The sequence below is a fragment of the Yoonia sp. genome (assembly GCF_965660735.1).
In the GTDB taxonomy this organism is placed as follows: domain Bacteria; phylum Pseudomonadota; class Alphaproteobacteria; order Rhodobacterales; family Rhodobacteraceae; genus Yoonia.
The window spans coordinates 39,118-59,774 of sequence record NZ_CBFIBD010000010.1 but is presented as its reverse complement, the minus strand read 5'-3'; the positions used below and the strand labels follow the sequence as shown (position 1 = coordinate 59,774).

Sequence of the window (20,657 nt, the reverse complement as noted above, 5' to 3'; positions counted from 1 at the left end):
CGGCCTCTTTTCGTTTCGGCGTCAGCTTGTCACGGCCCGGCCCCGGCGAAAAGGGGAAACCTGTTTGCAAACCTGTTTCAGCTTCCCTAGCCTGCGCCATTCAAATGAATCAAACGAAAGGCCAGACCAATGAGCGAGGCAAAATCAGGCGACACAGTTCGCATCAACTACACCGGGACACTGAAAACCGGCGAGACATTCGACAGTTCCGAAGGGCGCGACCCGCTGGAATTCGTGGTCGGTTCGGGCCAGATCATTCCGGGCCTTGACGCCGCAATCCCCGGCATGGCCGTGGGCGACACCAAAAAGGTCGAAGTGCCCTGCACGCAGGCATATGGTGAAACCAACCCCGACGCGCTTCAGTCCGTGCCGCGCGCTGAGATTCCCGACAATATCCCTCTGGACCTAGGCACGCAGTTGCAGATGCAGACGCCGCAAGGGCAGGTAGTGCAGGTCGTCGTGGCCGAAGTGACCGAAGAAGAGGTCACGCTGGATGCCAACCATCCGCTGGCCGGCAAGGATCTTGTGTTCGATATCGAGGTCGTGGGCGTCGATGCAGCCTGATCCGGCATCCTGAACAAGGCGGCAGGGGGCGCAACAGCGCGCCCTGCCTTTTTATTCCAGATGTTCTGGCTGTGGCATGCCCAGCACATGATAGCCGCCATCGACGCGAATGATTTCGCCGGTGGTGCAGGCTCCTGCATCTGACGCCAGATAGACCGCCGTGCCGCCCACCGCCTCTAACGTGGCATTCGACCGCAAGGGCGCATTCTGGTCGGCATGTTTGTAGGTCTTGCGCGCCCCGCCAATCGCCGCCCCGGCAAGGGTTTTCATCGGTCCGGGGCTGATCGCGTTGACGCGAATGCCCTGCGGGCCCAGATCGTTGGCCAGATAGCGCGTCGCACTTTCCAGCGCGGCCTTGGCCACACCCATGACATTGTAAAACGGTGTGACGCGGTTCGACCCCTGATAGGTCAGCGTCAGCAATGTGCCGCCATCGGGCATCATCTGTGATGCGCGCCTGGCTACATCGATAAAGGAATAGCACGAAATCGTCAGCGAATTTTGGAAATTGGCGCGGCTTGTGTTGGTGAACCGGCCTGTCAGTTCGGTCTTGTCGGAAAAGGCGATTGCGTGGACCACGAAATCAAGACGGCCCCACCGATCCTTGAGCAGGGCAAAGGCCGCGTCCATGCTGGCGTCGTCTGTCACATCCACATCCACCATGATGTCCGACCCGAGCGATTGCGCCAGTGGTTCCAGACGCTTGCCAAAGGCCTCGCCCTGATAGGTAAAGGCAAGTTCAGCCCCCGCCTCTGCCATCGCCTTGGCGATGCCCCATGCGATGGACCGTTCATTCGCCACGCCCATGATCAGACCGCGTTTGCCCTGCATTGTGATGGTCATGGCCTATCCCTGAAATTTCGAAAGCAGCATAGACCCGTTTGTGCCGCCAAACCCGAATGAATTTGTCATCACCGTATCAAGCCCCGCGTTATCCACCCGCACTGTGGCAATCTCGGCCGGGTCCAGTGCAGGGTCGAGCGTTTCGACGTTGATCGACGGCACGATGAAATCGTCGCGCAACATCAGCAGGCAGTAAATCGCCTCTTGTGCGCCCGTGGCACCTTGGCTGTGGCCGGTCATGGATTTGGTGGAACTGATCGGCGGGGTGTTGCCTTGGCCAAAGACGCGGCGCACTGCCTCTACCTCGCCCACGTCGCCGACGGGGGTCGATGTGCCGTGCGCGTTGATATAGCTGACTTTGCGGTCTGCGGGCAGGGTTTCCAATGCCAGCCGCATTGCACGTTCGCCACCTTCACCCGAAGGTGCGACCATATCGTGCCCGTCGGATGTGGCAGCATAGCCCGTAACCTCGGCATAGATTTTCGCGCCACGTGCCTGGGCGTGTTCCAGGCTTTCCAGCACGACAATGCCGCCACCGCCTGCGATGACAAAGCCGTCGCGCCCCGCGTCAAAGGCGCGCGATGCCTTTTCCGGCGTGTCGTTGTATTTGCTCGACATCGCACCCATCGCGTCGAACAGGCACGACAGGGTCCAGTCCAGCTCTTCGCCGCCGCCTGCGAACATGACGTCCTGTTTGCCCATCATGATCTGTTCGGCCGCGTTGCCGATGCAGTGCAGGCTGGTCGAACAGGCCGACGTGATGGAATAGTTGATGCCCTTGATCTTGTAGGCCGTCGAAAGGTTGGCTGACACGGTGGACGACATGCATTTGGGCACGGCAAAGGGGCCGATCCGCTTGGTCGCGCCTGTTTGCGTGACGACGTTATGTGCAGCGAACATTGCCGAGGTCGATGGCCCGCCTGACCCTGCGACCAATCCGGTGCGCGGGTTCGAAATGATGCTGGCATCAAGCCCGGCATCGGCAATTGCCTGCCCCATCGCGATATGCGCATAGGCAGCACCCGGCCCCATGAAGCGCAGCGTGCGTTTGTCCACATGGTCGGCCACGTCGATTTTCAGTGTGCCGGCGATCTGGCTGCGAAAGCCATGTTCCGCCATTTCGGGGCTGGCCACCACCCCGGACTTCCCGGCCTTCAGGGCTTCGGTGACTTCCCCGGCATTATTACCGATGGGCGAAACGATCCCAAGACCAGTGACGACGACACGGCGCATTGGCGCACTCCTTGTTTGTGGGGGTCAGCTTTCTGACAGCGCGACTTTCATGTCGGTCACCTGATAGATGACATCTCCGTCGGCCTCAACAATTCCGTTGGCGACACCCATGGTCAGCCGACGGCTTTGCACGGCCTTGGTGAAATCCACCCGATAGGTCAGCATCTTGCGGTCGGGGCGCACCATGCCTGTCAGTTTGACTTCGCCGACGCCCAGGGCATACCCGCGCCCCTGCCAGCCCCGCCAGCCAAGATTAAACCCTGTCAGCTGCCACAGCCCGTCCAGCCCCAGACAACCGGGCATGATCGGGTTTCCGGGGAAATGACATTCAAAAAACCAGAGATCGGGCGTGATATCGAACTCTGCGACAACATGTCCTTTTCCATGGGCGCCGCCATCGGCCGAAATATCGGTGATGCGGTCCATCATCAGCATCGGTGGTGCAGGCAGTTGCGCATTGCCCGGGCCGAAAAGCTCGCCCTGGGCGCATTTAAGCAACGCTTGCTTGTCGAAACTGGTGGGATATTGCGCCATTCGGATCGTCTCATTCTTGTCTGCTGCGTTACATGACCTCTAGCATCTCGGGCTTTGCAAGGGCAAGTGCGCGCGGCATCGGCATGTTTTCATTTGATCCCGTGGCGTTTAATGCCATATTACATTGCCAAAGCAGCAAAAGAGCGACCATGACCGATATCGCAACAGAACGCAGTTCAAATTGGCTGGCCGGGGCTGGCCTGCGGCCGACCCGACAGCGCCTGACGCTGGCCAGTCTTCTGGTTGGTGACGGTCAGAACCGCCATGTCACGGCGGAAAGCCTGTTCGATGCGGCGTCGCAAGCGGGCGAAAAAGTATCGCTGGCCACGGTCTATAACACGCTGCGTGCCTTTTGTGATGCCGGCCTGATGCGGGAAATCACCGTTGATGGCTCCAAAAGCTATTTTGACACGAATATGACCGACCACCCCCACTTTTACTGGGAAGACAGCGCCAGCCTGACTGACGCTCCGGTGGAAGAGCTGGAAATTCGTCGTTTGCCACATGCGCCTGACGGTGCCGAAATCGCATCGGTTGATGTGGTGATCCGCCTGCGCCGCACCTGAGCAGCGGACCGGTGGCCTGCCCCTAGAACCACTGGCCCGGTTCGATCAGCCCCAGATCAAGAAGTTGCTGCGAATGCCAGCTGAAGCGCAGACTGCCGGGCCAATGAAAACCGGTAATGTCTTCGCGGCTGCCGGGGTTGCGGCGCAGTGCCTTTGCCGTCCGAAATGAGCACACCGCCGCAGTTGGGCTGTGGTGCCAAGGGCAGGCAAATGTGTTGTATTCCGGCATATTGAACAGGCGGTCTGCGCCCATTTCCAATCCCGGACGGGCGCGGAACACCGCAGCGCGATCAATGCGGCGGCGATCCCACGGCACATGTTCTTCGAAACGCCACCGTAACCCGCCAAAAACATCCATTTGCCGGTCCAGCGCAACACCGCGGGTGTCATGGCGGGCCAGGGCGTAATAGCCGGTCTGGTCGAAATGCGCGTCATCGCGTGACACGCCGTCGGGTCCCGTCGCCAGATCGGCGGCATATAAATCAACAACCTGACACATGACGGTGTCGCGTCGTTCTTCGGTCACAAACGCAGTCAGTTCAGGCAGGCTGCGTGTTTCGCAGAACGGGAAATACAGGTATTCCGCGTTGTAGCCGTAATAGAGCCACTGCCCGGGTGCCGCCTTGATCGCGGCATTCACAATCTGTTCCAGCGCATCGTCCCGGGTGACGTCATAATCGACGCGTCGCACCCGATCGCCAAGTGTGGGCAGACCCCTTTCGGGATCACAGAACAGGATGATTTGCGCGAAACCGGCGTTTTCGTGATGGGTGATCGTGCTTGCCACCTCGACGTCATCCTCGACCAGGATCAGCGCGACCGGCCCTGTGGCAAGGGCGTTGCGGCGATCGGCGACTAGGGCGGGCAGGTCTGGATAATGCATATGTGTCCATGGATGTTCAGGCGCGCTGCAAATTCGATCAAATCGCCTTGCATTGCAAGCCTGCACCGGGCCGGTTAGAAGGCCTTGAACCCGACCACCCGCAAAGAGCATTCCCATGTCCGCGCCCAAGAAGCTTTATATCAAGACCTACGGCTGCCAGATGAACGTTTACGACAGCGAACGCATGGCCGAGGCGCTGGGCGGCAAGGGCTATGTCCAGACGGATACGCCGGGCGACGCTGATATGATCCTGCTGAACACCTGCCACATCCGCGAAAAGGCCGCCGAAAAGGTGTATTCCGAACTGGGCCGGTTCAAGGGACTGAAGGCGGAAAATCCCAACCTGAAGATCGGCGTGGCAGGCTGCGTGGCCCAGGCCGAAGGGGAAGAGATCATGCGCCGTCAGCCGCTGGTCGATCTGGTCGTCGGCCCGCAAAGCTATCACCGGCTGCCCGCGATGGATGATGCGGTGCAGACGGGCGCCAAGGCGCTGGATACTGATTTTCCCGAGGACGACAAGTTCGACACGCTCAAAAGCCGCCCCAAGGCCAAGCGCGGCCCGACGGCGTTTCTGACCGTGCAGGAAGGCTGCGATAAATTCTGCGCGTTCTGCGTGGTGCCCTACACCCGCGGGGCAGAGGTGTCGCGCCCCGCCGACCGAATTATCCGCGAAGCGCGTGAACTGGTCGATGCGGGCGTGCGCGAGATCACGCTTTTGGGGCAGAACGTGAACGCCTATCACGGTCACGAGCAGGGGCTTGCCGGCCTGATCTGGGAAATGGACAAGATTGATGGCCTGGAACGCATCCGTTTCACCACCAGCCATCCGAACGACATGGATCAGGCGCTGATCGACGCGCATGGGACCTGTGACAAGCTGATGCCCTATCTGCATTTGCCGGTGCAATCGGGGTCCGACCGCATCCTCAAGGCGATGAACCGCAAACACACTGCAGAAAGCTATCTGCGCCTGATCGAACGCATCCGCACAGCACGGCCCGATTTGCTGCTGTCGGGTGATTTCATCGTGGGTTTCCCCGGTGAAACCGATCAGGATTTCGAGGACACGCTGCAACTGGTCCGCGACGTGCATTACGGGCAGGCCTATTCGTTCAAATATTCCACCCGCCCCGGCACCCCTGCCGCCGAAAAGCCGCAATTGCCCGAGGATGTGATGAACGATCGCCTGCAACGCCTGCAGGCCTTGCTGCGCGAACAGCAGCAACAGACACAGGCCAGCATGGTGGGCCGCGACGTCAGTGTGCTGTTCGAAAAGGCGGGCCGCGAGGCCGGCCAGATGATCGGCAAATCCGAATATCTGCACGCCGTCTATGCCGATGCGCCGGCGGAGGTGCTTGGTCAGGTCCGCCGGGTCAAGATCGTGCAGGACAGCCCCAATTCCCTAAAGGGTGAATTGATCGGGTAATGTGGGTTGGACCCCGCCTTGCGGGGCAGTGTCTGCGCCGCTTGTGCCATTTTTGATGTGAAATTTGTGACAATTGCATCGTGGTGCTTGCGCCTGCCCGCATGACTTGCCACCTTGAGTGTCAAGACAGACTCAAAGGAGAGCTATGTGGCCACCGGTGCCCTGACCCCAACTGCCCAAGACGTCACCGAATCCCTGTTGGAATTTCCCGACAATTTCCTGTTGATCGATCTTTGCGGTGAATATGACCGCAACCTCACCACCATTGAAAACAGTCTGGGTGTGCAGATCCTGCGCCGTGGCAACCAACTGGCCGTCATCGGCGAAGAAGCGCCGCGCCGCGATGCTGTGGATGTTTTGCGCGCCTTGTATAGCCGGTTAGAGGCGGGACGTTCGCTGGACCCCGGCGATATCGACCGCGAACTGCGCATGGGGCCGGCGTCCGGGGCGGGTCCTGATGACCAGATCGAACTGTTCAAGGGCGAAACCGCGCGGGTCGAAATCAAGACACGCAAGAAACTGGTCGAGCCGCGCACCGACGCCCAAAAGGCCTATGTGAAATCGCTGTTTGACCATGAACTTGCGTTCGGGATTGGCCCGGCCGGTACCGGCAAGACCTATCTGGCCGTCGCGGTCGGTGTGAACATGCTGATCAGTGGCCATGTCGACAAGATCATCCTGTCGCGTCCGGCAGTCGAGGCGGGCGAAAAGCTGGGCTATCTGCCCGGCGACATGAAGGACAAGGTCGATCCTTACATGCAGCCGCTTTATGACGCGCTGAACGATTTTCTGCCCGGCAAGCAGGCCGCCAAGATGATGGAAGAAAAGGTGATCGAAATTGCGCCGCTGGCGTTCATGCGCGGGCGGACACTGTCGAACGCTTTTGTCGTGCTGGACGAGGCGCAGAACGCGACGACCATGCAGATGAAGATGTTTCTGACCCGTCTGGGCGAAGGATCCCGCATGGTCATTACCGGCGACCGCACCCAGATCGATCTGCCGCGCGGGGTGAATTCGGGGCTGTGGGATGCGGAACGGTTGCTGAAAAACATTCCCAAGATCAGCTTTAACTATTTCACATCCAAAGATGTGGTGCGCCACCCGCTTGTCGCCGCCATCATTGAAGCCTACGAGGCGGACGAGCCGCAGTGACCGTCGATTGTGTGATTGAGGATGGGCGTTGGGACGATATCGCAACCCTTGCGCAGACAGCGACGGACGCGACGCTGGAACGGCTTGGGCTGGAACCATCCGTCTTTGAAATCAGTGTCCTGGCCTGTGATGACATCCGAATCGCCGCCCTGAACGCCGATTTTCGTGACAAGCCGCAACCGACGAATGTGCTCAGCTGGCCATCGCAGGAACGTGGGGCCGCAGTGGACGGCGAAATGCCGCAGTCCCCCGCGCCGGGGCCTGACAATGAACTGGGCGATATCGCCATCGCCTATGACACATGCGCGCGCGAGGCGGCGGCGGCAGGCAAATCCATGGCCGATCACACGACCCATCTACTTGTTCACGGCACGCTGCATCTGTTGGGTTTCGATCACGAACGTGACCGTGATGCCACCCTGATGGAAGGGTTGGAAACAGAGATACTTGGCAAACTGGGTCTTGCTGACCCATATAGGGACTGACGGGGCCATGGGGCCCTTTGATGGTAAGGACGAAATGGGCGATACAGACGGCGCTTCATCTATCGCTGCGCAAAGCGCGCAAACCGATGAAACAGACACGCAGGATGATGGGTTCTTTGCCCGTATCCGCAATGTATTCACTCCGAACCCCGCCGATGACGCGGCAGAGCAACCCGTCCGCGAAATCACGCGACCAGCCGGATCCATGCTGGGTATGCTGAACCTGCGCCGCAAGCGGGTCGAGGATGTATCCGTTCCCAAGGCCGATATTGTCGCGGTGCCTGTCACGATTGCCAAGGATGAACTGGTCGAGGTGTTCCGCGAGAGCGGTCTGACACGTCTGCCGGTTTATGATGGTACGCTTGATACGCCCATCGGGATTGCAAACCTAAAGGATTTCGCACTGCTTCACGGGTTCAACGGCGATAGCCCGGAATTTGATCTGCGCGATATGTTGCGACCGCTTCTGTTCGTGCCCCCGTCGATGCCGTTGGGAGTGTTGTTGCAGAAAATGCAGGCCGAACGCATCCACATGGCCTTGGTGATCGACGAATATGGCGGCACCGATGGTCTGTTGACGATCGAAGACCTGATCGAACAGGTCGTTGGAGAGATCGAGGATGAACACGACATCGAAGAGGCGCAGAGCTGGGTGCTTGAACAATCCGGTGTCTACATGGTGCAGGCCCGCACCGACCTTGAGGATTTTGAGGCGGAAATTGGTATGGATCTGACCGCCCATGATGAAATTGACGAAGAAGAAATCGACACGCTTGGCGGGCTGGTCACGATGCTGGCCGGTCATTTGCCTGCCCGGGGCGAGGTGATCGTGCATCCGGACGGCGTGGAATTCGAAGTCGTCGATGCCGATCCGCGCCGGATCAAGCGGTTGCGCGTCTGCTTGCCCAGACGATCGGATGGCTGATACGCCTGCGCGCCTGATGGCGTTGCCGGGATGGTTGCGGTTTCTGGTGCTGGTCGGTGCCGGGGCCGTTGCCGGCCTAGGGCAGGCGCCCTTTGATCTTTGGCCCGCGACGATTGTCTCTTTGGCGATCCTGTTCGGTGTCCAGGCCCGCGCGGACACGACTAAAGTTGCGGTTTTCGCCGTCTGGTCATTTGGTCTGGGGTATTTCGGGTTCAGCCTGCGCTGGATCGTGGAACCCTTTCTGGTGGATGTCGCCCGGCATGGCTGGATGGCGCCCTTTGCACTGGTGCTGATGGCCGGCGGTGCTGCACTGTTCTGGGCCGTGGCGGGATGGCTGGCGCGACGGATGGCCCCCGGGGGGATGTTGTTCTTTGGGCTGATGCTGGTCTGGGCCGAGTTGACCCGGTCGCTTGTCCTGACGGGGTTTCCCTGGGCGCTGCTGGGCCACATCTGGGTGCCGACCGCGCTGGCGCAACTGGCCGCGTTCGGCGGTCCGCATTTGTTAACTCTGATCACCGTCCTGGCCGCGTGGTCGCTGGCTGCGGTGTGGCACAACAAGATTTTTCCGGGGCTGATCGTGCTAGCCGTACTGGGAGGGGGAGCGGCCTTCTTGCGCATAGGGCCGGCACCAGAGCCGCGTGCGGATGCGCCGCTTGTGCGCATCGTGCAGCCGAATGCGCCGCAGCACCTGAAATGGAATCCGGCATATCGCGATGTGTTTGTGAACCGTTTGGTTGATCTGACCGGACAAGGCGCAGTTCCTGATCTGGTCGTCTGGCCTGAAACGGCGGTGCCGACCTTGCTGAATTATATCCAGTCAGATCTGAGCCTGCTGGATGGCGCGGCCCGTGGTGCGCCGCTGGTCTTTGGCATCCAGCGGCAAGACGCGACCGGTGGGTTTTTCAACAGCATGGTGGTGATGGGGCCGGGAGGTGTGATCCGCGACATCTATGACAAACGCCATCTGGTGCCGTTCGGGGAATATATACCCGGTGCACGGTTGATCGCAGATATGGGTTTTACCGGCCTTGCCGGTCTGGTTGGCACGGGTTTTACCCCCGGCGCGCAGGAGGAGCACGTGATGATCCCGGGGATTGGTCCCGCGGTCCCGCTGATCTGCTACGAAGGTATCTTTGCCGAGGAAATCAATCGCGGGCCAGCGCGCCCGCGCCTGCTGTTGCTGATCACCAATGATGCGTGGTTCGGTCAGGCGGCAGGCCCCTATCAGCATCTGGCGCAAGCCCGGTTGCGCGCCATTGAACAGGGGCTGCCCATGGTGCGCGCGGCCAATACCGGCGTCAGCGCGATGATCGATGCAAAAGGGCGCATCATAGATCAGATTGCGCTTGGCGGGGTCGCGGCAATCGATGTGCGCTTGCCGCCCGTATTGCCGACACCGCCCTATGCCCGCTGGGGGGAGTGGCCGTTTGCTGCAGTGCTGATTTTGTTAACCTTTGTGTTCTATTTCAGGCGGTTCCGCTTTCCTGATTGACGCCATTGCCCGCAGCGCATAGACGATTGTCTGGTTCTGTCACAACGGCTTCCTGACGTGGCAGAGAAATTTCATTGGAGCACTTCCCCATGACACGACAAGACTACACGTTCACCTCGGAATCCGTGTCCGAGGGACACCCGGACAAGGTCTGTGATCGCATTTCGGATGCCATTCTGGACGCACTGCTGGCCGAAGAGCCAGAGGCGCGGGTTGCTTGCGAAACCTTTGCCACGACAAACCGGGTCGTCATCGGGGGAGAGATCGGGCTGGCCGATCAGGACAAGCTGCGCGATTATATGGGCCGCATCGACGAAATTGCGCGGGCCTGTATCAAGGATATCGGATATGAGCAGGACAAGTTCCATCACGCGACCTGCGAGATCACCAACCTGCTGCATGAACAATCCGCACATATCGCCCAAGGCGTGAATGCCCGTGCGGGCAAGGATGAAGGTGCCGGCGATCAGGGGATCATGTTCGGCTTTGCGACCAACGAAACCAAGGCGTTGATGCCTGCGCCGATCCAATATGCCCACGCCATCCTGCACCGTCTGGCCGAGGTGCGCAAATCCGGGCAGGAACCCACACTGCGCCCCGATGCCAAAAGCCAGATATCGCTGCGCTATGCCGATGGCAAACCGGTCGAGGTGACGTCGATCGTGCTGTCCACGCAGCATCGCGATGCCAGCCAGACCAGTGCCGACATTCGCGCCATCGTCGAGCCGTATATCCGCGAGGTCCTGCCAGAGGGGTTCATTACGCCGCGCACCGAATGGTGGGTCAATCCGACCGGCACATTTGTCATTGGCGGCCCCGATGGCGATGCGGGACTGACCGGACGCAAGATTATCGTAGACACGTATGGCGGCGCCGCACCCCACGGCGGCGGTGCATTTTCCGGCAAGGATCCGACCAAGGTGGACCGCTCTGCCGCCTATGCCGCGCGCTATCTGGCCAAGAACGTCGTGGCGGCTGGCATGGCCGAACGCTGCACGATCCAGCTCAGCTATGCCATCGGTGTGGCGCGGCCCTTGTCGATCTATGCCGATACCCATGGCACTGGCGAGGTTGATCCGGTGGCGATCGAACGGGCCATCGCGCAGGCGATGGACCTGACACCGCGCGGGATTCGGGAACATCTGAGACTGAACCGTCCGATCTTTGAACGCACGGCGGCTTATGGTCACTTCGGGCGTGAACCGGACGCCGATGGCGGGTTCAGCTGGGAAAAGACCGATCTGGCAGCGGCATTGGCCCGCGGGATCTGACAGGCAGGGTGGGTCAAGACCCACCTTACATGCGATTGCACACGGCGCAGGCCCTTGCTACATCCCGCGCCATGACAAAGACCAAACACCCTTCGGGCGCGCCTTGGCGCAATTTCTATGGCCGGTTTCGTGGCAAGACGATCCGTGCCAGCCAGCATGACTATCTGGAAAACGATCTTGGGCCGCTGTCGCCCGGTCCTGTCAGCTGGGAAGACAACCCTGACCGCACGCCATTGAATTTGGCAACAGTTTTTGGCGACCGCGAGATCTGGCTTGAAATCGGCTTTGGCGGCGGCGAACATCTGGTGCACATGGCGCAGCGGTATCCCGATATTGGGCTGATCGGCTGCGAACCATTCATCAACGGGGTTGCCATGCTGCTGGGCAAGATCCGCAAGGCAGAGGTTGAAAACCTTGCCGTGCATCCCGGAGACGTGCGCGATCTGTTCGATGTGCTGCCGGATGCGACCCTTTCCAGGGTCTTTCTGAACTATCCCGATCCCTGGCCCAAGAAACGCCATCACCGCCGCCGGTTCGTGACCACAGAACATCTGGTGCCGTTGCATCGCGTGATGAAACCCGGTGCGATCCTGCGGGTTGCGACGGATATTCCCGATTATGTGCGGCAAACGCTGGAACAGGTGCCGCGTCACGGGTTTGACTGGCTGGCAGAGGGGCCGGACGACTGGCGCAACCCGTGGGAAGACTGGCTGTCCACCCGTTACGAACAAAAGGCCCTGCGCGAAGGCCGGACACCCCATTATCTGACGTTCCGCAGGCGGTAGGCGTCGGAGCGCTCCGCGCGGGGATATTTATGCTCGGAAGAAGCGGGGCGTGATGGACCCCGGCGTAGGCCTGCGGTATCACCGGCCTGACGCAAGACAAGGAACAAGACATGTCCGGCCACGGCACCCCCATTCCGATGATATCGCGCACCTGCGGCCCGCTGACGGGCATCGCCCATGTGCCGGGAGACAAGTCGATTTCGCATCGGTCCCTGATCCTTGGCGCGCTTTGCGTCGGGAAAACGCACATCACCGGTTTGCTGGAAGGTGAAGACGTGCTGGATACCGCGCGTGCGATGCGTGCCTTTGGTGCGGTCGTGACCAACCATGGTGGCGGGGAATGGTCCGTGCAGGGTGTGGGTGTGGGTGGTTTTGCCGAGCCTGACCAGGTTATTGATTGTGGCAATTCGGGCACTGGTGTCCGCCTGATCATGGGGGCGATGGCCACATCGCCGATCACGGCGACCTTTACCGGTGACGCATCGTTGAATGGGCGGCCAATGGGGCGCGTGACCGATCCGCTGGCGTTGTTCGGGGCACAGGCGGTGGGGCGTGCGGGTGGACGCTTGCCTATGACGATCGTGGGCGCGGCCGACCCGGTGCCGGTGCGCTATACCGTGCCGGTGCCGTCGGCGCAGGTGAAATCGGCGGTGTTGCTGGCGGGATTGAATGCGCCGGGCCAGACCGTGGTGATCGAAAAGGAAGCGACCCGCGACCATACCGAACGGATGTTGCAGGGTTTTGGCGCGACACTGACGGTGGACGACACCGCCGAGGGCCGCGTTATCACGCTGACAGGTCAGCCGGAGCTGCAACCCCAGACGATCATCGTGCCCCGCGATCCTTCTTCGGCGGCGTTTCCGGTCTGTGCTGCACTGATCGTACCCGGATCGGATGTGCTGGTGCCCAATATCGGATTGAACCCGACCCGTGCGGGGCTGTTCACCACGTTGCAGGACATGGGTGCCGATCTGACCTATGAAAATTTGCGGACCGAAGGGGGCGAGCCTGTTGCCGACCTGCGTGCGCGCTATTCGCCTGACCTCAAAGGCATCGCCGTGCCGCCGGCGCGTGCGGCGAGCATGATTGATGAATATCCGGTGCTGTCGGTCGTGGCCGCCTTTGCGGAGGGCGTGACCGACATGCAGGGTGTCAAGGAATTGCGCGTCAAGGAAAGCGACCGGATCGATGCGATGGCCAAGGGGCTGCGCGCCGCGGGTGTGATCGTGGACGAGGGGCCGGACTGGTGGCGTGTGACGGGGCTTGGCCATGGCAATGTGCCGGGGGGGGCTACGGTAGCCAGCCAGTTGGATCACCGGATCGCCATGGCCTTCATGGTGCTGGGGATGGCGACGCAGGACCCGATGCGCGTGGATGATGGCAGCCCGATTGCCACGTCTTTCCCGGTGTTCGAGCCGCTGATGGCGGGCCTTGGCGCACAGATCATCCGGGACGGCACATGAGCTTTGTCGTCGCCATCGACGGCCCTGCGGCGGCGGGCAAGGGGACCATTTCGCGGGCTGTGGCGGAACGGTTCGGGCTGGCCCATCTGGATACAGGGCTGCTGTATCGGGCGGTCGGGGCCAAGGTGCTGGCGGGGGGCGATCCGGTGGACGTTGCCCGAGCGCTGGACCCCGTCGATCTGGAAAACGATGATCTGCGCACCCCGGCCGTGGCGCAAGCGGCCAGCGAAGTGGCTGTCATCCCGCAAGTGCGGCGTGCCCTTGTCGATTTTCAGCGTGCCTTTGCCTGCCGCGCGGGTGGTGCCGTATTGGATGGCCGCGATATCGGGACGGTGATCTGTCCCGATGCGGATGCAAAGTTGTTCATCACCGCCAGCCCGGAATGCCGCGCCGCGCGCCGCCACAAGGAACTGATGGACAGGGGCATGGATCACACATTTGAGAATGTTCTGGCCGATGTCAGGGCGCGCGATGCCCGTGACAGCGACCGGGCCACAGCACCTTTGATCCCGGCCTCAGATGCGGTGCAGATCGACACATCGGACCTGACGATCGACGCAGCGGTCGCGCAGGCTGTTGCGGTGGTCGCTGCTGCACGACAGCAAAAGGGATAGCTGGTCTTTCAGCTGTCACGACAGTCGCGATGACGTAGCCAGAACGCTGGTGGTGTGCCGATAGCGCCGTGCCTGCCTTAATCCGCAGCGACCAAGGTCACCGGCAAGGTTCCGATCCCGTCGATCACGACCTCGACGATATCCCCTGCCTTGACCGGCCGCGCGCCAAGCGATGTGCCGCAGGCAATGATGTCGCCGGGGTGCAGTGTCATGTCTTGCGACAGTTTGCTGACGATATCGGTGGGGGCCATTATCATGTCTGACATCGGATAGGATTGCCGTTCGCGCCCGCCGACCAAGACCTTGACCGTCAGGTCGCGCCAATTCACATCGGTCGCGATCACCGGGCCAATCACGCCGAACCCGTCATAGCCTTTGGCGCGGGTCCACTGGGGAAAGGACGGATCGGCGAACAGGACTTGAAGCGCGGTAATGTCATTGACACAGGTATAGCCAAGTATTGCTGCCTCGGCCTGTTCCGGGGTCACGTTTTTGCATGTCTTGCCGATGACAATGCCAAGTTCGCCTTCGAATATCACCCGCCCGATCCCGTCGGGAATTGTCACACTGTCGCGCGGTCCTGCCAATGACGTCGCGGACTTGAGGAAATAGAGCGGGTGGTCCGGTGGTGTCAGCCCGTTCTTTGCGGCTGCGGCGTGAAAGTTGTTCCAAAGCCCCAAAAACTTGCCGGGCACACAGGGCGGCAGCATGGTCGCATCGTCCAGGGCCACCGGATCGCCTGCGGATTCGGACGCCCCAAGCGCGGTGCGCGGATGCAGCGCTCCTGCGCGGATCACGCCTGTCAGGATTGTGCCATCCTCTGTCTGAATACGGGCCCACTGCATGGCGCTTCTCCTGCTGTCGCTTGTCATCACTTGGCAATTTTTGCCAGCCGCGATGTTAGCGTGGATCAGACCAGCCGCCAGCCCCCAAAATTGCCCTGTCTTGCATTTGACCGCCGTCAATCAGTTGGCGCGGGCACCATGCTAGAAATGGATAGTTTCAGTTCATCAAAGGGGTCTGCGATGGAAGATGTGGAAAAGTTGCTGAAGGGGACGGTTGAAGAACTGGATCGCCTTTTGAATGCCAAGAATGTGCTTGGTGATCCGATAGAACGCAATGGTGCGACGGTCATTCCAATCGTTAGTTACGGGTTCGGCTTTGGCGCCGGGGGCAATACCGGGGCCAAGACCGGAAGTGGCGCGGGAACCGGCGGCGGCGGCGGCATCAAACCACTGGGTGCGATCATCTTTGATGCAAACGGTGCCCGGGTCGAAGCCGTCAAAGGCGCGCTGTCCAATGTGGCCGAGGTCATCGGCGAAGCGGCGGCACATGCAATGGACAAACCTTCGGCCCGCAAAGACAGCGCGGACGGCTGATGTTGACGGCCCTGTTCTGGGGGCTTTTGGGGGTTTTTGCCCTTTTACTGGCAGTGCTGATAACGCCGGTCAGGCTACAGGTTCGCCTGCAGACGGACCCAAAGCTGCGCTATCTGGTGCAAGTCCGGATTTTGGGCGGGTTATCCCCGCCCATGGCAATCATCGACAGCGCCCGCCCGCGCAAGAGCAGACCAAAGCGGACCAAGCGGCGCAAAAAACCGTCGGACGCGAAGAAAATGGCGGGCGGGGGCAGGGCGGTCGCCGCTATTCCGCAACTGGTGAAAGGGGTGATGGGCGCCATCCACCTTGATTATCTGCGGCTTGATGTGGTGGCGGGTCTGGATGACCCTGCCGATACTGGCTGGATGTATGGTGGCCTTGCCCCGCTACACTATGGTGCGCCATGGTCGGACAAGTTTGTGATTTCCTTGCAACCGGATTTTGCGCAGCAAAGGTTTGATTGCGCGCTGGATGCCGCAGCGCATGTCACGGTGTTCGCGCTGGTGCCTGTCTTGGCGCGATTTTGCTGGCGCATGTTTGGGCCGGTTGCAGGATGATGCGGCTTGATATGCGTGTGGTTTCAGACACCACGGTGGTCGCCGCCGTGGTGGGCAACGCCGTAAAAACGTATGCGATCGGCCCTGTTTTCCTGATCACTGGTAACAGGCGGCCGTTTGCCCTGTTGGTGCGGCGCGGCGATCTGATAGATGCGTTTACACCAGCGGGAGCACCAATGACGATGGCCGAGGTTGACACCTTTTGCCCCGGCGCGGTGGCGCAGGTGCTGTCGGTCGAGTTGAAGGGGATCACGCAGGGATGAGCCTAAGGTGCATGGCCGTCTTGCGGGCCACCTTTCCTGACCGGGCGGATATGACCGACCCCAACTGGCGCCGGTTGGGGCAAACCCCCTTGCAAACAAGCCTCATCCGGCATATATGGCCGATGTCGAAGCGCCGGGACAGGCGCGGGCGTGAGACTTGGGCGGGGTCGGTTCTAACCGGCCCTGTTGTTTTATGGCCGCCTTGGCGCCCAAACCAACTGAAACCTGAAAGACCGGCGGAGACAACCGCGCGGCCCGTATAAAACAAAACGTTAGGAAAACGACGCCACATGGCTAACACAATGGAAGAGTTTGAAGCACTCTTGAACGAAAGCTTCGAAATTGACACGCCGAGCGAAGGTTCGGTCGTCAAAGGCAAGGTCATCGCAATTGAAGCGGGACAAGCCATCATCGACGTGGGCTACAAGATGGAAGGCCGCGTTGATATCAAGGAATTCGCAAACCCCGGGGAAGAGGCCGAGCTGGCCGTTGGCGACACTGTCGAAGTGTTCCTGCGTCAGGTCGAAAACGCCCGTGGCGAAGCCGTCATTTCGCGTGAAATGGCCCGCCGCGAAGAAGCCTGGGATCGCCTGGAGAAAGCCTATGCTGACGAAGAGCGTGTCGATGGCGCGATCTTTGGCCGCGTAAAGGGTGGCTTCACCGTGGACCTTGGCGGCGCAGTTGCGTTCCTGCCCGGCTCTCAGGTTGATGTGCGCCCTGTGCGTGATGCAGGCCCGCTGATGGGTCTCAAGCAGCCGTTCCAGATTCTGAAAATGGACCGTCGCCGGGGCAACATCGTTGTATCCCGTCGTGCCATCCTTGAAGAATCCCGTGCCGAACAGCGCGCCGAGGTTATCGGCAATCTGACCGAAGGTCAGGAAGTTGACGGCGTGGTCAAGAACATCACCGAATACGGTGCGTTCGTTGATCTGGGCGGCGTTGACGGCCTGCTGCACGTCACCGACATGGCATGGCGCCGGGTCAACCACCCGTCCGAAATCCTGTCGATCGGTGAAACGATCAAGGTGCAGGTCATCAAGATCAACAAGGAAACCCACCGCATCAGCCTTGGCATGAAGCAGCTGCAAGACGATCCATGGGATGCGGTCGAGCAGAAGTTCGCGCTGGGTTCCGTGCATCAGGGCCGGGTGACCAACATCACCGATTACGGTGCATTTGTCGAGCTTGAGGCCGGTGTCGAAGGTCTGGTTCACGTGTCCGAGATGTCCTGGACCAAGAAAAACGTGCATCCCGGCAAGATCGTATCGACCAGCCAGGAAGTCGAAGTCATGGTTCTGGAAATCGACAGCGCCAAGCGTCGCGTTTCCCTTGGCCTGAAACAGACACAGCGCAACCCATGGGAAGTCTTTGCCGAGACACATCCAGAGGGCACCGAGGTTGAAGGCGAGGTCAAGAACATCACCGAATTCGGTCTGTTCATCGGTCTTGAAGGCGACATCGACGGCATGGTGCACCTGTCTGACCTGACATGGGAAGGCCGTGGCGAAGACGTCATCGGCGATTTCCGCAAGGGTGACATCGTGAAAGCCAAGGTTGCCGAAGTCGACGTTGAAAAAGAGCGCATTTCGCTTTCGATCAAGGCGCTTGACGGTGATCCGTTCGCAGAGGCCGTTGGCGGCGTAAAGCGTGGGTCGATCATCACTGTTGAGGTTACCAAGATCGAAGACGGCGGTATCGAGGTCGAGTATGAAGGTATGAAATCCTTTATCCGTCGGTCCGACCTGTCCCGTGATCGTACCGAACAGCGCCCAGAGCGTTTCGGCGTCGGCGACAAGGTTGACGTCCGCGTGACCAACATCGACAGCAAGACCCGCAAGCTGGGCCTGTCGATCAAGGCGCGTGAAATCGCGGAAGAAAAGGAAGCCGTCGAACAGTTCGGTTCGTCTGATTCCGGTGCATCTCTGGGTGATATCCTGGGTGCTGCATTGAAGCGCGACGAATAAACTTTTTGCCGCTTGGCAAATGCGAACCCCGCCGCAGGAGACTGCGGCGGGGTTTTTCGTGTTCGGGCGGTTGGCGGATGAAAGATTCGAACATTGCAAACCAAAAGGGTTGTGTGAGCGCAAACATAAAATCGGTAAAGGTGTTTTCCGCCCTTTGAGGGCCCTGAAAAGTGATCCGCGAAAAACGGCAGAGGCATTGTTTTATAAGGGAAGTTTTGAAGAAGATTCTGCCATGGAAAAAGAATGCCGGGTAAATTGGTAACATTTACTTGCCAATTTTCGTGTATCACATAAACTTCACCTGAAGAGACTTGAATCGTCATTTGGCGGAGGAGCGATCTTTGACCTGCGGGTTGGATACGTCGCCAATGTTCGGAACAGGCCTTCTTTGCGAAAATGGGCGATGCGCCCCAATGTGATCCGGCTGCCGAAATGGCGATGCCGTTGGGAGGAAAAATGTCAAACAAACTAGACCGCAGAAAGTTCCTGCGTGGTTCCGCTGTTGCGGGTGCTGCTGCACTTGCCACGCCTGCCATTGCGCAGAATGCAACGACAACACTGAAAATGCAGGCGTCATGGGGCGGTGGTATCTTTCTTGAAAACGCACAGTCCTATGTGGATCGCGTGCACGCTATGGCCGGTGACGCGCTGCGCATCGATCTTCTGGCCGTTGATTCGGTCGTAAAGACCAGCCAGATGCAGGATGCTGTTCACCGCGGTGTGCTGGATGCGGCCCACTATGTGCCGGCCTACTGGTATTCTAAATCCAAGACAGCGTCGCTGTTCGGCACCGGCCCCTGCTTTGGCTGGTCCAGCCAGGAAGTGCTGGGTTGGGTCCATTACGGTGGCGGTCAGGAACTGTTCGACGAACTGATGGGTGAACTTGGCCTGAACATCGTCTCTTTCTTCAACAGCCCGATGCCTGCGCAGCCCCTTGGCTGGTTCAACGAGCAGATCACCAGCGCCGAGCAGATGAATGGCCTGAAGTATCGCACCGTCGGTCTGGCTGCGGACGTTCTGCTGGAAATGGGCATGTCGGTTGTGCAGCTGCCCGGTGGTGAAATCCAGCCGGCCATGAAATCCGGTCTGATTGATGCAGCCGAATTCAACAACCCGACATCCGACCGCGACTTTGGTATGCAGGACGTGTCCAAGCATTACCACCTGGCGTCGTTCCACCAGAGCCAGGAATTCTTTGAAGTTACCTTCAACAAGCGCAAGTTCGAAGGTCTGCCGGCAGAGCTTCAGGCGATCCTGAAGTATGCATCAGAGGCTGAGAACTCCAACTTCTACTGGAACAACACCAAGCGGTATGCAGACGACCTGAACACGTTGCAGACTGAACAGGGCGTGAACGTCTATCGCACACCTGATGATGTCATGGCGGCACAGTTGAAGGCATGGGATGTCGTGGTTGATCGTATCTCGGAAGAAGACCCGTTCTTTGCCCGCGTGATCGAAAGCCAGAAAGCCTACGCCAAGAACGTGATGGGCTATCTGAACCTCAACCAGCCTGATTACAAGCTGGCCTACAACCACTACTTCGCTTGATCTGAAGATCGTCCAACTGATCCGGGGGCCTGAGAAAGGCCCCCGGATTTCCATTGCCTGAGGGAGAGCAACGCCGTGAGCAAATTCGTACATGCCATTGAGGGGTTAAGCCTGTGGGTCGGTCGGGCCTTTGGATGGTGTATCCTGATCCTGACGCTATCCGTCAGCTATGAGGTGTTCATGCGTTATGTGCTGAACGCCCCGACGGTATGGGCCTTTGATGTGATGGTGCAGATGTATGGCGCGCTGTTTCTGATGGCGGGCCCTTATGCGCTGGCACAAGACAGCCACGTGCGCGGCGACGTTTTTTACCGCCTGTTTCCGGTCCGCTGGCAGGCCCGGGTGGATTTTACACTCTACATCCTGTTCTTTTTCCCCGGGATCCTCGCGCTGTTCTGGTTCGGGTGGGAAATCGCATCGGATAGCTGGCGCTACAAGGAAGTCAGCTGGAACAGCCCGGCGCGTATCCAGATCTATTTTTTCAAGACGCTGATCCCATTGGCGGGTGCCTTGCTGCTATTGCAGGGGTTTGCCGAAATGATCCGCTGCTGGAAGGCGATGAAAACAGGCGTCTGGATGGACCGGCTCGACGATGTAAAAGAGACCGAAGACATGCTGATGCATATGGATGAGATGACGGTTCCCGTCGTCGTCCCCGGCACCGACAGCAAGAACAACTGAGCCTCTGGCCGCTTCAGAAAGAGAAT

General features: G+C 59.8%; 22 protein-coding genes and 1 riboswitch. Of the genes, 17 read left to right on the top strand and 5 right to left on the bottom strand.

Annotated features, from left to right (window positions below; translation table 11 throughout):
• Positions 1-129: 129 nt before the first annotated feature.
• Complete coding sequence (locus tag ACTG4B_RS06215) at positions 130-564, top strand: FKBP-type peptidyl-prolyl cis-trans isomerase (RefSeq protein ID WP_439154826.1); 435 nt, start codon at positions 130-132, stop codon at positions 562-564.
• A gap of 51 nt (positions 565-615) precedes the next feature.
• Here ACTG4B_RS06215 and ACTG4B_RS06210 read toward each other — a convergent pair whose 3' ends face one another.
• From ACTG4B_RS06210 to fabA, 3 genes are read right to left on the bottom strand one after another with little or no spacing between them, the layout of a single operon-like run.
• Positions 616-1,407, bottom strand: a complete 792-nt coding sequence (locus tag ACTG4B_RS06210) for an enoyl-ACP reductase FabI (RefSeq protein ID WP_439154825.1) — start codon at positions 1,405-1,407, stop codon at positions 616-618.
• Between the two features lie 3 nt (positions 1,408-1,410).
• Positions 1,411-2,640, bottom strand: a complete 1,230-nt coding sequence (gene fabB, locus ACTG4B_RS06205) for a beta-ketoacyl-ACP synthase I (protein ID WP_439154824.1) — start codon at positions 2,638-2,640, stop codon at positions 1,411-1,413.
• 24 nt (positions 2,641-2,664) lie between these two features.
• Positions 2,665-3,174, bottom strand: coding sequence for a bifunctional 3-hydroxydecanoyl-ACP dehydratase/trans-2-decenoyl-ACP isomerase (gene fabA / locus ACTG4B_RS06200; RefSeq protein WP_439154823.1), 510 nt, complete (start codon positions 3,172-3,174; stop codon positions 2,665-2,667).
• 149 nt (positions 3,175-3,323) lie between these two features.
• Between fabA and irrA the strand changes: the two genes are divergently transcribed.
• Positions 3,324-3,740 (top strand): iron response transcriptional regulator IrrA, encoded by a 417-nt coding sequence (gene irrA, locus ACTG4B_RS06195; protein ID WP_439154822.1) that lies wholly within the window; start codon positions 3,324-3,326, stop codon positions 3,738-3,740.
• 22 nt (positions 3,741-3,762) lie between these two features.
• Here irrA and ACTG4B_RS06190 read toward each other — a convergent pair whose 3' ends face one another.
• On the bottom strand, positions 3,763-4,623 hold the full coding sequence (locus ACTG4B_RS06190; protein WP_439154821.1) for a hypothetical protein: 861 nt from the start codon (positions 4,621-4,623) through the stop codon (positions 3,763-3,765).
• A gap of 115 nt (positions 4,624-4,738) precedes the next feature.
• Here ACTG4B_RS06190 and miaB point away from each other — a divergent pair, with 115 nt between their 5' ends.
• The 9 genes from miaB (at position 4,739) to ACTG4B_RS06145 (ending at position 14,236) form a co-directional block, all read left to right on the top strand.
• On the top strand, positions 4,739-6,049 hold the full coding sequence (gene miaB / locus ACTG4B_RS06185) for a tRNA (N6-isopentenyl adenosine(37)-C2)-methylthiotransferase MiaB (protein ID WP_439154820.1): 1,311 nt from the start codon (positions 4,739-4,741) through the stop codon (positions 6,047-6,049).
• A 147-nt stretch (positions 6,050-6,196) separates the two neighbouring features.
• On the top strand, positions 6,197-7,201 hold the full coding sequence (locus ACTG4B_RS06180; RefSeq protein WP_439154819.1) for a PhoH family protein: 1,005 nt from the start codon (positions 6,197-6,199) through the stop codon (positions 7,199-7,201).
• The gene (gene ybeY, locus ACTG4B_RS06175; RefSeq protein WP_439154818.1) at positions 7,198-7,686 is read left to right on the top strand and encodes an rRNA maturation RNase YbeY; all 489 of its coding nucleotides are present in this window, start codon (positions 7,198-7,200) and stop codon (positions 7,684-7,686) included. Before ACTG4B_RS06180 ends, ybeY begins: the two co-directional genes overlap by 4 nt.
• Positions 7,687-7,720: 34 nt before the next feature.
• Positions 7,721-8,611 carry a transporter associated domain-containing protein gene (locus ACTG4B_RS06170; protein WP_439154817.1) on the top strand — a complete coding sequence of 297 codons (891 nt, stop codon included), beginning with the start codon at positions 7,721-7,723 and terminating at the stop codon, positions 8,609-8,611.
• Positions 8,604-10,103, top strand: a complete 1,500-nt coding sequence (gene lnt, locus ACTG4B_RS06165; protein WP_439154816.1) for an apolipoprotein N-acyltransferase — start codon at positions 8,604-8,606, stop codon at positions 10,101-10,103. The genes ACTG4B_RS06170 and lnt overlap by 8 nt, the downstream gene beginning before the upstream one ends.
• Before the next feature lie 33 nt (positions 10,104-10,136).
• A riboswitch (SAM-SAH riboswitch) is annotated at positions 10,137-10,185 on the top strand.
• A gap of 7 nt (positions 10,186-10,192) precedes the next feature.
• The gene (gene metK, locus ACTG4B_RS06160; protein ID WP_439154815.1) at positions 10,193-11,374 is read left to right on the top strand and encodes a methionine adenosyltransferase; all 1,182 of its coding nucleotides are present in this window, start codon (positions 10,193-10,195) and stop codon (positions 11,372-11,374) included.
• Positions 11,375-11,445: 71 nt separating this feature from the next.
• Positions 11,446-12,159, top strand: coding sequence for a tRNA (guanosine(46)-N7)-methyltransferase TrmB (gene trmB / locus ACTG4B_RS06155; protein WP_439154839.1), 714 nt, complete (start codon positions 11,446-11,448; stop codon positions 12,157-12,159).
• Positions 12,160-12,269: 110 nt separating this feature from the next.
• Positions 12,270-13,622, top strand: coding sequence for a 3-phosphoshikimate 1-carboxyvinyltransferase (aroA, locus tag ACTG4B_RS06150; RefSeq protein ID WP_439154814.1), 1,353 nt, complete (start codon positions 12,270-12,272; stop codon positions 13,620-13,622).
• Positions 13,619-14,236: a (d)CMP kinase gene (locus ACTG4B_RS06145; protein WP_439154813.1), complete on the top strand. Its 618-nt coding sequence runs from the start codon at positions 13,619-13,621 to the stop codon at positions 14,234-14,236. The genes aroA and ACTG4B_RS06145 overlap by 4 nt, the downstream gene beginning before the upstream one ends.
• Positions 14,237-14,313: 77 nt before the next feature.
• Here the strand turns inward: ACTG4B_RS06145 and ACTG4B_RS06140 are convergent, their stop codons facing one another.
• A complete protein-coding gene (locus tag ACTG4B_RS06140; RefSeq protein WP_439154812.1) occupies positions 14,314-15,081 on the bottom strand; it encodes a fumarylacetoacetate hydrolase family protein in 768 nt (255 codons plus the stop codon).
• 180 nt (positions 15,082-15,261) lie between these two features.
• Here ACTG4B_RS06140 and ACTG4B_RS06135 point away from each other — a divergent pair, with 180 nt between their 5' ends.
• From ACTG4B_RS06135 to ACTG4B_RS06110, 6 genes are all read left to right on the top strand, one after another.
• Positions 15,262-15,615, top strand: a complete 354-nt coding sequence (locus ACTG4B_RS06135) for a GerW family sporulation protein (RefSeq protein ID WP_439154811.1) — start codon at positions 15,262-15,264, stop codon at positions 15,613-15,615.
• A complete protein-coding gene (locus tag ACTG4B_RS06130; RefSeq protein WP_439154810.1) occupies positions 15,615-16,172 on the top strand; it encodes a hypothetical protein in 558 nt (185 codons plus the stop codon). Before ACTG4B_RS06135 ends, ACTG4B_RS06130 begins: the two co-directional genes overlap by 1 nt.
• 11 nt (positions 16,173-16,183) lie before the next feature.
• Positions 16,184-16,435 carry a hypothetical protein gene (locus ACTG4B_RS06125; protein ID WP_439154809.1) on the top strand — a complete coding sequence of 84 codons (252 nt, stop codon included), beginning with the start codon at positions 16,184-16,186 and terminating at the stop codon, positions 16,433-16,435.
• A 290-nt stretch (positions 16,436-16,725) separates the two neighbouring features.
• A complete protein-coding gene (gene rpsA, locus ACTG4B_RS06120) occupies positions 16,726-18,399 on the top strand; it encodes a 30S ribosomal protein S1 (RefSeq protein WP_439154808.1) in 1,674 nt (557 codons plus the stop codon).
• A 456-nt stretch (positions 18,400-18,855) separates the two neighbouring features.
• Positions 18,856-19,950 carry a TRAP transporter substrate-binding protein gene (locus ACTG4B_RS06115; RefSeq protein WP_439154807.1) on the top strand — a complete coding sequence of 365 codons (1,095 nt, stop codon included), beginning with the start codon at positions 18,856-18,858 and terminating at the stop codon, positions 19,948-19,950.
• A gap of 75 nt (positions 19,951-20,025) precedes the next feature.
• A complete protein-coding gene (locus ACTG4B_RS06110) occupies positions 20,026-20,631 on the top strand; it encodes a TRAP transporter small permease subunit (protein ID WP_439154806.1) in 606 nt (201 codons plus the stop codon).
• Positions 20,632-20,657: the final 26 nt, after the last annotated feature.